At 69.4% G+C, this 13495-nt stretch carries 14 protein-coding genes and 1 tRNA gene; 9 read left to right on the top strand and 6 right to left on the bottom strand.

Features of this window, described 5'->3' with window-relative positions:
* A complete protein-coding gene (locus HALDL1_01780; protein ID AHG02502.1) occupies positions 1-1200 on the top strand; it encodes a cell division protein FtsY in 1200 nt (399 codons plus the stop codon).
* A 3-nt stretch (positions 1201-1203) separates the two neighbouring features.
* Here HALDL1_01780 and HALDL1_01775 read toward each other — a convergent pair whose 3' ends face one another.
* Positions 1204-1638, bottom strand: coding sequence for a hypothetical protein (locus HALDL1_01775; protein AHG02501.1), 435 nt, complete (start codon positions 1636-1638; stop codon positions 1204-1206).
* A gap of 129 nt (positions 1639-1767) precedes the next feature.
* On the opposite strand from HALDL1_01775, the gene HALDL1_01770 reads away from it, so the two are divergent.
* The 5 genes from HALDL1_01770 to HALDL1_01750 are packed head-to-tail and all read left to right on the top strand — an operon-like array spanning position 1768 to position 7653.
* Positions 1768-4077: a carbon-monoxide dehydrogenase gene (locus tag HALDL1_01770; GenBank protein AHG02500.1), complete on the top strand. Its 2310-nt coding sequence runs from the start codon at positions 1768-1770 to the stop codon at positions 4075-4077.
* 53 nt (positions 4078-4130) lie between these two features.
* A complete protein-coding gene (locus HALDL1_01765; protein ID AHG02499.1) occupies positions 4131-5513 on the top strand; it encodes a signal recognition particle in 1383 nt (460 codons plus the stop codon).
* A gap of 47 nt (positions 5514-5560) precedes the next feature.
* The gene (locus HALDL1_01760) at positions 5561-6478 is read left to right on the top strand and encodes a hypothetical protein (protein ID AHG05072.1); all 918 of its coding nucleotides are present in this window, start codon (positions 5561-5563) and stop codon (positions 6476-6478) included.
* Between the two features lie 44 nt (positions 6479-6522).
* Positions 6523-7095, top strand: a complete 573-nt coding sequence (locus HALDL1_01755) for a membrane protein (GenBank protein AHG02498.1) — start codon at positions 6523-6525, stop codon at positions 7093-7095.
* Positions 7096-7653 carry an ABC transporter permease gene (locus HALDL1_01750; protein AHG02497.1) on the top strand — a complete coding sequence of 186 codons (558 nt, stop codon included), beginning with the start codon at positions 7096-7098 and terminating at the stop codon, positions 7651-7653. It abuts the gene before it with no gap.
* Between the two features lie 100 nt (positions 7654-7753).
* Here HALDL1_01750 and HALDL1_01745 read toward each other — a convergent pair whose 3' ends face one another.
* Together HALDL1_01745 and HALDL1_01740 are read right to left on the bottom strand one after the other, a co-directional pair.
* Entirely contained in the window at positions 7754-8173 is a 420-nt protein-coding gene (locus HALDL1_01745; GenBank protein AHG02496.1) for a hypothetical protein, read from the bottom strand.
* Positions 8170-8715: a hypothetical protein gene (locus HALDL1_01740; GenBank protein ID AHG02495.1), complete on the bottom strand. Its 546-nt coding sequence runs from the start codon at positions 8713-8715 to the stop codon at positions 8170-8172. Before HALDL1_01740 ends, HALDL1_01745 begins: the two co-directional genes overlap by 4 nt.
* 202 nt (positions 8716-8917) lie before the next feature.
* Between HALDL1_01740 and HALDL1_01735 the strand changes: the two genes are divergently transcribed.
* Together HALDL1_01735 and HALDL1_01730 are read left to right on the top strand one after the other, a co-directional pair.
* Entirely contained in the window at positions 8918-10129 is a 1212-nt protein-coding gene (locus HALDL1_01735; GenBank protein AHG02494.1) for a sugar transporter, read from the top strand.
* Between the two features lie 57 nt (positions 10130-10186).
* A tRNA-Arg gene (locus HALDL1_01730) sits at positions 10187-10261 on the top strand.
* A 317-nt stretch (positions 10262-10578) separates the two neighbouring features.
* Here the strand turns inward: HALDL1_01730 and HALDL1_01725 are convergent.
* A complete protein-coding gene (locus HALDL1_01725) occupies positions 10579-10686 on the bottom strand; it encodes a hypothetical protein (protein AHG02493.1) in 108 nt (35 codons plus the stop codon).
* A gap of 395 nt (positions 10687-11081) precedes the next feature.
* Complete coding sequence (locus HALDL1_01720) at positions 11082-12191, bottom strand: aminopeptidase (GenBank protein ID AHG02492.1); 1110 nt, start codon at positions 12189-12191, stop codon at positions 11082-11084.
* A gap of 115 nt (positions 12192-12306) precedes the next feature.
* Here HALDL1_01720 and HALDL1_01715 point away from each other — a divergent pair, with 115 nt between their 5' ends.
* A complete protein-coding gene (locus tag HALDL1_01715; protein AHG02491.1) occupies positions 12307-13323 on the top strand; it encodes a threonine aldolase in 1017 nt (338 codons plus the stop codon).
* Here the strand turns inward: HALDL1_01715 and HALDL1_01710 are convergent.
* A complete protein-coding gene (locus tag HALDL1_01710) occupies positions 13320-13448 on the bottom strand; it encodes a hypothetical protein (GenBank protein ID AHG02490.1) in 129 nt (42 codons plus the stop codon). The two genes, HALDL1_01715 and HALDL1_01710, sit on opposite strands and share 4 nt — an antisense overlap.
* Positions 13449-13495 lie beyond the last annotated feature (47 nt).

Raw genomic sequence — 13495 nt, 5'->3', positions numbered from 1 at the left:
ATGTTCGACGGTCTGAAGGACAAACTCTCGGACTTCCGGGAGGACGCAGAGGAGGTCGCCGAGGAGAACGCGGAAGAACTCGACGACGAGGAAGCGGCAGCGCCGGAGGACGCCGAGGCAGCCGCAGCGGACACCGACGCGGCCCCGGGAACCACGGACGACGAATCCGTCGAGGAGCCGGCGGCGACCGCGGAAGCGGACGAACCCGAGGCGTCCACCGACGCAGACGCGGACGCCGACTCCGCAGCCGATGCGGACGCGGGCGAGTCGGACGACACTCCTGCGGACGATGCCGAAGAGAGCGACGACGACTCCGGCGGCTTCTTGAGTTCCGCCACCTCGTTCGCGAAGGGGCGCGTCAAAATCCACGAGGACGACCTCGAGGAACCGCTCCGGGAACTGGAGTTCGCGCTCCTGGAGAGCGACGTGGAGATGAGCGTCGCCGACGAAATCGTCGAGACCATCCGCGAGGACCTCGTCGGCGCCGAGCGGAAGTTCACGGAGAGCACCGACGAACTCGTCGAGGATGCGCTCCGTGACGCCCTGCTGTCGGTCATCGACGTGGGGCACTTCGACTTCGACGAGGCCATCGCGACCGCCGAGAAACCAGTCACCGTCGTCTTCACGGGCGTCAACGGCGTCGGGAAGACGACCTCCATCGCGAAACTCGGGAAGTACCTCGAGGACCGCGGCTACTCGACCGTGCTGGCGAACGGCGACACGTACCGCGCCGGCGCGAACGAGCAGATACAGGAACACGCCGACAACCTCGGGCTGAAGCTCATCCGCCACGAGCAGGGCGGCGACCCGACGGCGGTCATCTACGACGCCGTGGAGTACGCCGAGGCCAACGACGTCGACGTCGTGCTCGGCGACACGGCGGGCCGCCTGCACACGTCGAACGACCTGATGAGCCAGCTGGAGAAGCTCGGCCGCGTCGTCGACCCCGACCTCACGCTGTTCGTCGACGAGGCGGTGGCGGGCCAGGACGCGGTCAACCGCGCCCGCGAGTTCGACGAAGCGGCGTCCGTCGACGGCACGATTCTGACGATGGCGGACGCCGACAGCCAGGGCGGCGCCGCCATCTCCGTCGCGCAGGTCACCGGCAAGCCGATTCTCTTCCTGGGCACCGGACAGGGGTACGACGACCTCCAGAAGTTCGACCCCGAGGCGATGGTCGAGGACCTGCTGGCCGACTGACGGTCAGCCCAGCGCGTCCGGTTCCGGAGGTTCCGCGTCGACCAGCACCAGGTCGCGAGCGGTGCCGTTGCGGTCGTACGCGCGGACGTTCCCCGTCTTCCACGGTGGCACGGCGACGAGCAGCTGGGCGTGCAGGTCGTCCGTGACGGCGACGTCCGGGTTGCCGTCGGGGTGGGACGCGAACCGGCCGGCCGTCTGGCCGGTCGGGGTCGCGAGGTCCACCCCGAAGACGTTGGTGAGCGCGTCGCCGGCCTCGGGGAAGTAGAAATCCGAGAGCACCGGCGTTTCCGGCTCGAGGCCGGTGAGCGCGCCGTCCAAGGGCCGGAGGTCGCCTGCCGGCGTGGCTGCGAGTCGCACCGACAGCGACTCCGGGTCGGCGTCCGCTGCGAGTTCACAGAGGACGTCGACGAGCCCTCGCGTGGCGTGGACGGTGGACACGAGCGGGGCTATGGGCGCGAGCGGGTTGAACGTGCCGCTGCCGGCCGACGTGCGGGACCGTCCGCTGGCGGCTGCGCCTCGAATCCAGTTCAGGAAACAGCCTTCAGTGACGGCCCCCAACCCAAGGCCATGTCAGACCGCGACCCCGACGCCCGCGAGCCGGACGGACTGGTCGGCGAGCGAGTGGCGCGCCGGGAGGACGCCGCGCTCGTCACCGGGAACGCGGCGTACACCGACGACCTGGACGCCCCCGGCCAGGCGTACCTCGCGTTCGTTCGGAGTCAGCGCGGCCACGCCAGCGTCGAGGACGTCGACGCGAGCAGCGCACTCGAACGCGACGACGTCCTCGCCGTGTACACGTGGGAGGACGTCGAGGCGTCGGACGCGCCGGGTCGCCTCCCGGTGGCCACCTCGCCCCTCGACTTCGACCCGCCCGGGCAGCCGGTGCTGGCGGACGGCCGCGTGCGCTACGACGGCCAGCCGGTCGCCGCCGTGGTCGCCGAGAGCCGGTACGCCGCAAGCGCCGCGGCCAGCGACGTTTCCGTGAGCTACGACGCCCTCGACGTGGAGGTCGACCCCGAGGCAGCCACCGACCCGGACGCGACCGCACTGTTCGAGGACGCGGCGGACAACGTCGCGGTTCGCGGTGACGTCGGGGACGAGGCGGCCACGGACGCGGCGTTCGCGGCCGCCGACCGCGTGGTCGAACTGGACCTCGAGAACAATCGCGTACTCCCGACGGCGATGGAGCCCCGAGCGGCGCTCGCGCGGCGAGACGACGCGGACGGACGGCTGACGGTGACGGTGGCCTGCCAGAACCCCCACGGCCAGCGGAGCAACCTCGCACACGCCCTCGGCCTCGCGGAGAGCGACGTACGAGTCGTCTCGCCGGACGTCGGCGGCGGGTTCGGCCACAAGGGCCGGCCGTACCCCGGGGAGGCGGTGACGGCGTGGGCGGCGATGCAGCTCGGCCGACCCGTGAAGTGGACGGCGACGCGGAGCGGGAACTGTCGCGCCGGGACCCACGGCCGCGACCACCGAACGCACGCCGAACTCGCCGTGGACGACGACGGCACGATTCGCGGCATCCGGGCGGACACCACGGCGAACGCGGGGGCGTACGCCGTCGACGTCGGACCCGCGATAGCGGCGAGTTACGGGCGACTGCTCCCGAACGCCTACGACGTGCCCGCGGTCCACTGCGAGACGACGGTGGTGTTCACGAACACCGCGCCCGTCCACGCCTACCGTGGCGCGGGCCGCCCGGAGGCCATCTACGTCACCGAGCGCCTGGTCGACGCGGCGGCGCGCGAACTCGGCGTCGACCCCGTGGCGCTCCGCCGGCAGAACCTCGTCCACGCGGACGACTTCCCACACGAGACGGCGACCGGCGTGACCCTCGACTCCGGGGACTACGAGCGCGCGCTCGACGAGGTAGTGGACGCATTCGACGGGGCTCTCGACGCCGTCGAACGGGACGACGGCCGCTACGTGGGTGTCGGCGTCGCACTCCACGTGGAGGACGCCGGCAGCGGTTTCGAGAGCGGGGTGGTGCGCATCCACCCGGACGGGAGCGTGCAAGTGAACGCGGGCACGCACTCCCACGGCCAGGGACACGCGACGACGTACGCCCAGATCGTCGCGGACGAACTCGGGGCCGCCTACGACGACATCTCGGTGAGCGAGGGCGACACCGACCAGGTGCCACAGGGCACGGGGACGTTCGGGAGTCGCAGCACCGTCGTCGGCGGAAACGCCGTCGCGGAGAGCGCCCGCGAGGTAGCCGAGAAAGTGCGGGAGGCCGCGGCGAGCGAACTCGAAGCGCCGCCCGAGGACGTGGTCGTGGACGACGGCGAGTGCCACGTTCGCGGCGCGCCGGGGCGCTCGGTGTCGCTCGCGGACGTCGCCAGCGCCGCGTACGGGGCCGGCGACCCCGACCCGGGCCTGGAGGCGACGACGTTCTACGAGGCCGAGGATTCGACGTACCCGTTCGGCGCGCACGCCGCCGTGGTCGCCATCGACCCGGAGACCGGCGAGGTCGAGGTCGAACGGTACGTCGCCCACGACGACTGCGGCGTCCAGGTGAACCCGACGCTCGTCGAGGGCCAGATCCACGGCGGCGTCGCGCAGGGCATCGGGCAGGCCCGCTCCGAGCACGCGGTCTACGGCGAGAACGGCTCGCTCCACACTGCCGGCCTCCAGGAGTACGGCGTCCCGAAGGCCGGGGACCTGCCCGACATCGAGACCCGGACGACCGAGACGCCGAGCCCCCGGAACGAACTCGGCGTGAAGGGCATCGGCGAGGGCGGCACCATCGCGGCCCCGCCGGCCGTCGTGAACGCAATCGTCGACGCCCTCGAACCGTTCGGCGTCCAGCATCTCGACATGCCCGTGACCGACCAGACGGTGTGGAAGGCGATACACGGCGACGAGGAGTGAGGCGACCCAGGGAACAAGGCTCTTAGGGGGTCGCCGTCTACTTCCGCTCAACAATGGTACTCGACGACCTCGGGAGTTCCCTGCGGGGCACGCTCGACACCCTCCGCGGGAAGTCCCGTATCTCCGAGGAGGACGTCGACGACGTGGTCAAGGAGATCCAGCGCTCGCTGCTCCAGGCCGACGTCGACGTCAGCCTCGTCATGGACCTCTCGGACTCCATCAAGGAGCGCGCACTCGAGGAGGAGCCACCGAGCGGCACGTCCGCCCGCGACCACGTCCTCCGCATCGTCTACGAGGAGCTCGTCGAACTCGTCGGCGACTCGACGAATATCCCCCTTGAGGACCAGACCATCCTGCTGGCAGGCCTGCAGGGCTCCGGGAAGACGACCACCGCGGCGAAGATGGCGTGGTGGTTCTCGAAGAAGGGGCTGCGGCCCGCGGTCATCCAGACGGACACGTTCCGGCCGGGCGCCTACGACCAGGCGAAGGAGATGACCGAGCGCGCGGAGGTGGAGTTCTACGGCGACCCGGACGGCGAGGACCCCGTCCAGATCGCCCGCGACGGCCTCGAAGCCACCGAAGACGCGGACGTCCACATCGTGGACACGGCGGGCCGACACGCGCTGGAGGACGACCTCATCTCGGAGATCGAGGAGATCGAGCGGGCCGTCGACCCGGACCGCAACCTGCTCGTGCTCGACGCCGCCATCGGCCAGGGCGCGAAAGACCAGGCCAAGCAGTTCGACGAGTCCATCGGCATCGACGGCGTCACCATCACGAAACTCGACGGGACGGCGAAGGGTGGCGGGGCGCTCACCGCGGTGAACGAGACGGGGTCGACCATCGCGTTCCTGGGGACCGGTGAGACGGTCCAGGACGTCGAGCGCTTCGAGCCGGACAGCTTCATCTCCCGGCTGCTCGGGATGGGGGACCTCAAGCAGCTCACCGAGCGCGTCGAGCGCGCGATGCACGAGACCCAGGAGGGCGAGGACGACTGGGACCCCGAGGACATGATGAAGGGGGAGTTCACGCTCCACGACATGCGCAAGCAGATGCAGGCGATGGACAACATGGGCCCCCTGGACCAGGTGATGGACATGATTCCGGGGATGGGCGGCGGCCTGATGGACGAACTGCCGGACAACGCGATGGACGTCACCCAGGACCGGATGCGGAACTTCGAGGTCATCATGGACTCGATGACCGAGGCGGAGATGGCGAACCCGCGCTCCGTCGGCGCCTCGCAGGTCAAGCGCATCGCGAAGGGGTCGGGGCAGTCCGAGGAGACGGTGAAGGAACTGCTCGACCAGCACAAGATGATGGCCCGCACGATGAAGCAGTTCCAGGGGATGGGCGACGGTGACATGCAGCGCATGATGAAGAAGATGCAGGGCGGCGGTGGCGGAGGCGGCGGCGGCTTCGGCGGCATGTTCTGAGCGGACGGCCAGTAGTGTTTTGCCCCCGCTCGCGAAACCACGCGTGAATGCGCCACAGGGGAGCGACCGGGCGGACCGGCCGCCGCGTGGCCGGCGTGGTTCGGCGAGCGACGCGCATCGACGCCAGTGACGTCTCCCACGACTACCCGGTCGACGTGGACGCGAGCCACGCGCTCGCGCTCTCCGTGGAACTCGACGACGGCGAGATGGTCCGCGTGTACGAGTCGTGGCCGACCGGCGGCCACGCGTCGAGCCGACTCGCGCGCCTCCTCGACGCCGTCGGGAAGGGGACTGACAGTCCGCGAGCGCTCACCGGCGAGCGCGTCACGCTCGTGGAGAAGCAGGGCGACTACGCGGTGGACGTCGACGCGACGCGCGCGCTCCGCGAGCCGGCGGACCCGGCACGGGAGAGGAGCCACTCGTTGACGGAGGTGGTCGTCGCGACGGGCGTCCTCGCCGGACTGCTGGCGTTCGTCGCGTTCCGCACCGGCGCGACCGGCCCGGCGCTGGCCCTCGGAGTCACCGCGGCCGTCGTGCTCGCGCTCTCGCTGGGCTACGACGCCTGGCAGACCGACAACGAGACGTGGTCGCCGCGGGCGCTCCCGTGGGCGGTGGGCGGGCTCGTGCCGCTGGTGAACGTCGCCGTCGGCGCCGCCTATCTCGTCCGGAAGACGGCCGCCGTCGACGACCCGGAGAGCGCACCGCACGTCTGGCGCGACGTACTCGTCGGCACCGTAGCCGTGTTCGCCGCGGGCCTCGTGCTCGCCGCGTTCGACCCGACGTACGAGTTCGGACTCGCGCTGTTCGTCCACGCCTGGGTGCTGGCGCCGCTGGCCGTCTTCCTCGACGGGCGAACCGGCCGCCACGGCGACTCCCGCTCGAACCTCGCGGCGTGGGTCGCGGGCGCCGTCTTCGTCGGCGGCGCGGGCGCCCTCGTCTACCTCCTGCGGACCGAACCTGAGTGAGGGCGCCGTCGGGTTTTTTCCCCGCACGGTGCGTCCGGTCGGCCATGAGCGTTCGAGCGGTCGCCGTCGACGCGTACCGGGAGGCCGCCCCGGCGCTCGCGGCGAGCGTCGTCGGGGGTCTGTTCGCGGGCGTCGTCCTCGGCGGGATGCGCGGACAACTCCGCATCGTGGAGGGACTGCTCGTGCTCGTTCCCGCGCTGCTTGCGACCCGCGGGAACGTCTACGGCGCGTTCGGCGCGCGCCTCGCCACCGGCCTCCACCAGGGTGTCGTCGAACCGCACGTCACCGCCGGCGACGAACGGCTCCGGGCGGCGGCCGCGGCGGCGATGTCGAACGGACTGATAGCGAGCGTGTTCGCCGCGCTCGTCGCGTTCCTCACGCTGGTCGTGCTCGGACGGCCGGTCGCCGACGTCTGGACGCTCGTCGGTGTCGCGTTCGTCGCCGGCCTGCTCTCGGGCGTCGCGCTCACCGTGGCCGTCGTCGCCGTCGTCTTCGTCGGGTTCCGGCGCGGCCACAACCCCGACACGCTGGTCGGCCCGCTCGTGACGACGACCGGCGACGTGTTCGGCCTCGCGTTCCTCGTGGTCGCGGTCAGAGTCGTCGTCGGGGGTGGCTGAGTGCGCCGGGAGTGGAGCGTCGCGGCAATCACGCGAGCCACACTCCCCGTGTTGCTCGCGCTCACGGTCGTCGAAGTCGGGAGCGGGCTGGTCCTCGGCTCCTTCGAGGCGACGCTGCTCGCCCACCCCTCGCTGCTGGTGCTCGTGCCGGTCACAATCGGCACCGCGGGCAACCTGGGCAGCATCCTCGCCTCGCGGCTCTCGACGGCGTTCCACCTCGGGACGCTCTCCTTCGACCCGGCCGACGACCAGCTGGCCGGCAACGCTGTCGCCACCGTCGCGCTGGCGCTCACGCTGTTCCCCATCGTGGGCGTCGGCGCGTGGGGACTCGCGACGCTCACGCAGGGCGCCGACCTCGCCGTCGAGACGGTGGTCGTCGTGGCCTCGCTCTCCGGGGCCGCGCTCGCCGTGCTCGCCGTCGTCGTCACTGTCGCCGCGACGTACGCCGCCTACCGGTTCGAACTCGACCCCGACGACGTGGTGATTCCCGTCGTCACGAACGTCTGCGACGTGCTGGGCGTGCTCGTCCTGTTCGGCGTCGTGGAACTGCTCGTGTGATTGAAGTGGGGGTGGCGACACCTGCGGCGGAGTAGACGGGGCCGAGCCGGCAAGCCGACTCCACCCCCGTTCCGTGAGAAGAACCGAAAGAGACCGCTGCCTACGTCCCGTCGACCGGTTCGCCGTCCTCCGTCTCGGGCGCGAAGTAGTCGATGAACGACTCCACGTCCGGTTCGTGGACGTCCACCTCGACGTGGATGTCGCCCAGTTCGTTCGGGTTCCCCACCGCGAAGTTCACCGTGCCGTTGAACGCCGCCTGCTTCTTCAGGTCGAAGCTGAACCCCTCGCTCGTCCGGTTGGCGTGGAACTGCTTGCGCGCCGTGTCGAGGATCTGCTGCTCGAAGAGGCGCTCGCGGAACGCCTCGACCGAGTGGCCCGCCGCGACCACGCGACTGCTCTGCTGCTCGACGTCCGCGGTCGGGAACAGGTTCGTCACCGCGTCGGCGACGCGGTCGGTGACTTCCGTCGGGTTGACCGGCGCGGTCACGCGGACGTCGACGCTGTAGACGACGTCGGTCACGCCGTCTCACCCCGGAGCAGGTCGGCGACGCGCTCGTGGAACGCCTCGATGGAGTCGGTGTTCTCGATCTCGACGTCCGCGCGCTCGATGGCCTCGTCCATCCCGAACCCGCGCTCGCGCTCCTCGCGGTCGGCGAGACTCTCGCCGTCGCTGTCGCCCGGCCGGCCCCGGTCCTCGATGCGCTCGCGGCGCACCTCGTAGGGTGCCGAGACGTGGACGAGCGTGAACTCGTCGCCGAACGCCTCCCTGAAGCGCTCGACCTCCACCGCCGACCGGATGCCGTCGACGAGCACGACGTCGATATCCTCGAGGTACTCCTCGATGACCGGGAGCGAGCGCTCCGCGATGGCCGCCGGTCCGTTCTCCTCGCGGAGCGCCCCCGCGATGCGGCCGTGGTGCTGGGCCGGGTCCAGTCCACGGTCCCGGCACTCCTGCCGGATGACGTCGCCCATGATGAGGACGGGAACGTCCAGTTCCTCGGCGACGGTGGCAGCCTCGCTCTTGCCGCTGCCCGGCATCCCCACGGTCCCGATGACTCTCATTGCCCGAGGGAAGTAGCGCCCGCTACCTGTGTGCTTCGATGTATCCCCTCGCGGTCGGCCCGGTCGCCGTTCCGTCGCCACGAAAACGTCAAACCCGCTACTGATTTCCTCGTCAGCGAACGCTTTTGGGCCAGTCACTCGGTACGCCGAATATGGACGTGCCGCAGCCAGTAGCGGTCCGTGGGCCCGGTGAGCTCCGACGATGCTGAACCGGGACCGGTTGCCGCCGCGAATCATCCTGAAGTACTACCTCTACCAGACGACGGCGACGTTCGGGTTCTTCTGGCCGGTGTTCACCATCTTCCTGCTCGACCGTGGGCTGAACTTCACCCAGATCGGTCTGCTCGGTAGCATCTCCGCGGCGTTCGTCGTCGTCGGAGAGATACCGACCGGCTACGTCGGCGACCGCATCGGCCGCCGGAACAGCCTCCTCGTCGGGTCGGTGCTGCTCGCGCTCTCCGTGTTCGGCTTCCTCGTCGCCCGGACGTTCCCCGCGTTCGTCGTTCTCTGGGTGGTGTGGGCGCTCGGGCTCGCGTTCCGCTCGGGCAGCGGCGACGCCTGGCTCTACGAGACCCTCGAGGAGCGCTTGGACGAACAAGAATTCACCCGGGTCCGCGGCCGCGGCGGGTCGGTCAACCAGTCGCTGAGCGCCGCGACGATGCTCACCGCAGGCGTGCTGTACAGCTACGACCCCCGGTTGCCGTTCCTCGCCGGTGGCCTGCTGCTGGCGAGTTCCGTCCCGGTCCTGCTCTCGATGCCCGAGACCGACCGGCACGCGAACGGCGACGAGGATTTCACCGTCCTCGACGCGCTCCCCGTGCTCAGGGAGCAACTGAGGAACCCGCCGCTGCGCTCAACCGTGCTCTACCTCGCGCTGTTCTTCGGGGTCGTCACCGCCGCCGACGAGTTCATCCAGCCCGTGGCGACCGGTTCTGCCGGCCTCTCCGAGACCGCGCTCGGCCCGCTGTACGCGGGGTTCACGGTTCTCGCGGCCGTCACGAGCTACTTCGCTGGGGACATCGAAGACCTGCTCTCGACGCAGTGGGCACTCCTCCTCGTCCCAGGCCTCGTCGGTGCGTTCTTCGTCGTCCCCCTCCTGCTCCCGGTCGCCGCACTCCCCGTGTTCTTCCTGATGAAGTCTGCCCGAACGGCCGTGGCGCCCATCGCCAGTGGCTACATCAACGACCACGCCGACGCGGCCGGCCGCACCACCGTCCTGAGCGCCGCGTCGATGGTGTACGCGCTCGTTCGCCTCCCGATGAACCCGGCCGCTGGCGCGCTCGCCGACGCCACCACCCCGCTCGCTGCCATCGCTGGCCTCGGGGGCTTCTTCCTCCTCGCCGGTACCCTCGTCTTCGTCTGGGAGCGACCCGGGAGCGAAGCGGCCGTCGGCGACGGACAGCCGGCCGACTAACCCCCGGAACGACGTATCCAGTCGGTTTTTACGCCCGCCCGCTGTACCCAACGCCGAGGGCACGTAGCTCAGTTCGGACAGAGCGTCTGGCTTCTAACCAGACGGCCGGGGGTTCGAATCCCCTCGTGCCCGCTTCTGCGACGAGCGAACGCGAGGAGCGAAGCGGCACGGGTTCGAACCCTGGGAGACGAACGCAGTGAGTCTCCCTCCGGTTCGAATCCCCTCGTGCCCGTGTACCTTTTTACTTCGACGGGTTTGCTCGCTCGCTCCGCTCGCTGCGGCAACCCGTCTCGCAAAAAGCTACGCTAAAAACTCCTGCGCTCACTCCGTTCGCGCAGTGAATCGCGGCCTCTGGCCACGAATGCTACTCGCCTCCGCAAAAACGCCTACGGATACGCGAGCGAAGAGCCAGCGTCTACTCGAAGGGGCGAAATCGTACCGGGCCCGTCCTACATCAGCTGCTTGACTTCCTCGAAGTCGGTGCGGCAGAACGGGCAGCGGTAGCTCGTCTCGAAGCCAGTGGTCTGGGCGACGGTTCGCGTCTCGAGTTCGTGCATTGCGATGCCACGACCACAGTCCGGGCAGTCGAGCTTGGGCACGTGACAGGGATACACACGCCACTGACTTAAATTACCCCTTGTCAAGAAGCACCATAACAAAGTCGGAGAGCGTCGCTACAGCGATGGAGCACCGGATTCGTCCGAATTGGCACCGAACAGTCGTAGTAAACCCTTTGTGGCAGATTTCGTCCAGTGGGAACAGTGTACAACTTCCAGCACAACTGTACAGGGTTCGAGCGGGCAGCGAGAACTGGGCACTACCTGGAACGTCGGCGTCGTGCTGGGGAACCTGCGCGTACCTTTTCTCGGCGCTCACTCCGCTCGCGCCGGCAAAATCCACGCTAAAACCCGACCGCTGCTCGCGGCTCGCGGCCCGACTCCGTCGCGCCGCGCTACTCCTCGAACCCGTCCTCGAATCGGAACGTCCCGTTTCGTTGCACGACCTCGCCGTCCACCTCGATGAACGAGTCCTCGCTCATGTCCACGATCATGTCGACGTGCTTCGCGGAGTCGTTCTGCTCGACACCCTCGCCGACCGTCGCGGGGTACGCGCGGCCGAGCGCCATGTGGACGGTGTCGCCCATCTTCTCGTCGAACAGCATGTTGTAGGTGAAGCGGTCGATGTCGCGGTTCATCCCGATGCCGAGTTCGCCGAGGCGGTTCGAGCCCTCGTCAGTCGTGAGGATGCCCTCGAGGACGCCCTCGTTCTGCTCGGCGGAGAAGTCCACGACCTCGCCGTTCTCGAATTTTAGCCACGCGCCCTGGACCTCGCGGGCCTGGTGGTAGACCGGCTTGTCGAACAGCACCTCGCCCTCGACACTGTCCGGGACGGGCGCGGTGAACACCTCGCCCGCTGGGATGTTGTTCGTCCCGCAGTCGTTGAGCGTGATCATGTTCTTCACGCTCATCGTGACGTCCGTCTCGTCGCCGGAGACGATGTGGACCTGGTCGGCGCCGTCGAGTATTTCGACCATCTGCTCCTGGTGTTCCTCGACGGCGTCCCAGTCCTTGTTGACCGCGCTCCAGACGAAGTCCTCGTAGGCCGCCGTGGACATGCCAGCGAGCTGGGCGTCGGCGGGCGCGGGGTGCTGGGTGAGACACCACTTCGTCTCGAGGCGGGCGTTCAGCACCTCGCGGTACGCGCGACCGAAGGCTGCGCCCATCTCCGTGCTGACGTCGCTCTGCTCGGTCACGTTCTCGTGGGGGCGGGCGACGACGGCCGCGTCCGCGTGTTTGAACAGCTGGAGGAGGTGTTCAGGTGCAGTGAGGTCGTCCTCGTCGGCGGCGCGGAGGTACGCGCGGGCCGCGCGGTCCGTGCCGATGCCACGGTCGCCGCGAGCGACCATCATCGGGTTCGCGCCGACCTCGCCGATCTGTTCGTAGAGCGCGACGGCGAGGTCCTCGGCCACGGGCGGCATGCTGACCACCACGTTCTCGTCGGGTTGCAGGTCGATAGCTCGGTCGACGATGACCTCCGCGTGCCTCCGAATCCGGGGATCCATGGGGTACATTCACGCAACGGTTCTGAAGGGTTTTTCGGAACAGTACATGTCACAGACAGGAGAGGACGGGTCAAGGACGCGGCCACTTTTGTCGCTCCGGTGCGCAGAGAGAGCCGTGATAGACCTCCGCAGTGACACGGTGACGACCCCCGGCGAGGCGATGCGCCAGTCCGCCGCGGACGCCGACGTGGGCGACGACGTCTACGGCGAGGACCCGACCGTCAACGAGCTCGAGGCGCGCGCCGCCGACGCCGTGGGGATGGAGGCCGCGCTGTACGTGCCGTCGGGGACGATGGGCAACCAGATCGCCGCGCGCGTCCACACCGAGCGCGGACAGGAGGTGCTCGTCGAACAGGAGAGCCACGTCTACAAGTACGAACTCGGCGGGTTCGCCCAGCACTCCCAGCTACAGGTGCGGACGTACGCCGGCGGCGCCAACGGCTGTCCGACCCCCGAGCAGGTCCGCGAGGGCTACGTCGAGGAGGAACTCCACCGGCCGGGCACGGGGCTGCTCTGCCTGGAGAACACGCACAACGTGAAGGGGGGCGTCCCGGTCCCGCGCGACGAACTCGCGGCCGCCGCCGACGCCGCAAGCAACCTCGGTCTCCCGGTGCACGTCGACGGCGCACGGGTGTTCAACGCGGCCACCGCGCTCGACGTCGACGCCGCGGACCTCCTCGCGCCCGCTGACTCCGTGATGTTCTGTCTCTCGAAGGGGCTGGGTGCGCCCGTCGGGTCGATGCTCGCGGGGAGCGAGGCGTTCGTCGAGCGCGCCCGCCGCACGCGGAAGCTGATGGGTGGCGGGATGCGCCAGGCCGGCGTCATCGCGGCACCCGGGCTGCTCGCGCTGGAGAACCGCGAGCGGCTCGACGTCGACCACGAGAACGCACGCCGACTGGCCGCCGAACTCGACGACCTGGAGGGGCTGTCTGTCCCTGTCCCGGAGACGAACATCGTGCTCGTCGACACGACGGAGACGGGTCTGAGCGCGGCCGAGTTCCTCGAAAACTGCGAAGCGGAGGGGGTGCTCGGTTCGGAGTTCGGGGAGTACACGGTGCGGTTCTGCACGCACCTCGACGTGGACGCCGCTGACGTGGACGAGTGCGTCGCCGCCGTCGAGCGCGCCCGCTAGCGTTTCCCGCGGTCCATGCCCTCCCTGAATCCGGTGAACGTCCGCCGGATGAACATGAACATGAAGAACACGAACAGCAGCACTGCGGCCGCGAGGGCGTAGAACACGGGGCCGAACTCCACCATACGTCGTAGTTCCTGCGCGTGACAATAGGGGTTTCGCCGGCCGGGCG

Source organism: Halobacterium sp. DL1, from assembly GCA_000230955.3.
In the GTDB taxonomy this organism is placed as follows: Archaea; Halobacteriota; Halobacteria; order Halobacteriales; family Halobacteriaceae; genus Halobacterium.
This window is presented reverse-complemented; position numbering and strand designations above follow the sequence as displayed.

Excerpts from the sequence above, each read along its gene's own strand:
- HALDL1_01740 (AHG02495.1), bottom strand. The coding sequence starts at position 8,715 with ATGAGAGTCATCGGGACCGTGGGGATGCCGGGCAGCGGCAAGAGCGAG.
- HALDL1_01780 (AHG02502.1), top strand. The coding sequence starts at position 1 with ATGTTCGACGGTCTGAAGGACAAACTCTCGGACTTCCGGGAGGACGCA.
- HALDL1_01760 (AHG05072.1), top strand. The coding sequence starts at position 5,561 with ATGCGCCACAGGGGAGCGACCGGGCGGACCGGCCGCCGCGTGGCCGGC.
- HALDL1_01765 (AHG02499.1), top strand. The coding sequence starts at position 4,131 with ATGGTACTCGACGACCTCGGGAGTTCCCTGCGGGGCACGCTCGACACC.
- HALDL1_01735 (AHG02494.1), top strand. The coding sequence starts at position 8,918 with ATGCTGAACCGGGACCGGTTGCCGCCGCGAATCATCCTGAAGTACTAC.
- HALDL1_01720 (AHG02492.1), bottom strand. The coding sequence starts at position 12,191 with ATGGATCCCCGGATTCGGAGGCACGCGGAGGTCATCGTCGACCGAGCT.
- HALDL1_01725 (AHG02493.1), bottom strand. The coding sequence starts at position 10,686 with ATGCACGAACTCGAGACGCGAACCGTCGCCCAGACCACTGGCTTCGAG.
- HALDL1_01755 (AHG02498.1), top strand. The coding sequence starts at position 6,523 with ATGAGCGTTCGAGCGGTCGCCGTCGACGCGTACCGGGAGGCCGCCCCG.
- HALDL1_01770 (AHG02500.1), top strand. The coding sequence starts at position 1,768 with ATGTCAGACCGCGACCCCGACGCCCGCGAGCCGGACGGACTGGTCGGC.
- HALDL1_01710 (AHG02490.1), bottom strand. The coding sequence starts at position 13,448 with ATGGTGGAGTTCGGCCCCGTGTTCTACGCCCTCGCGGCCGCAGTGCTG.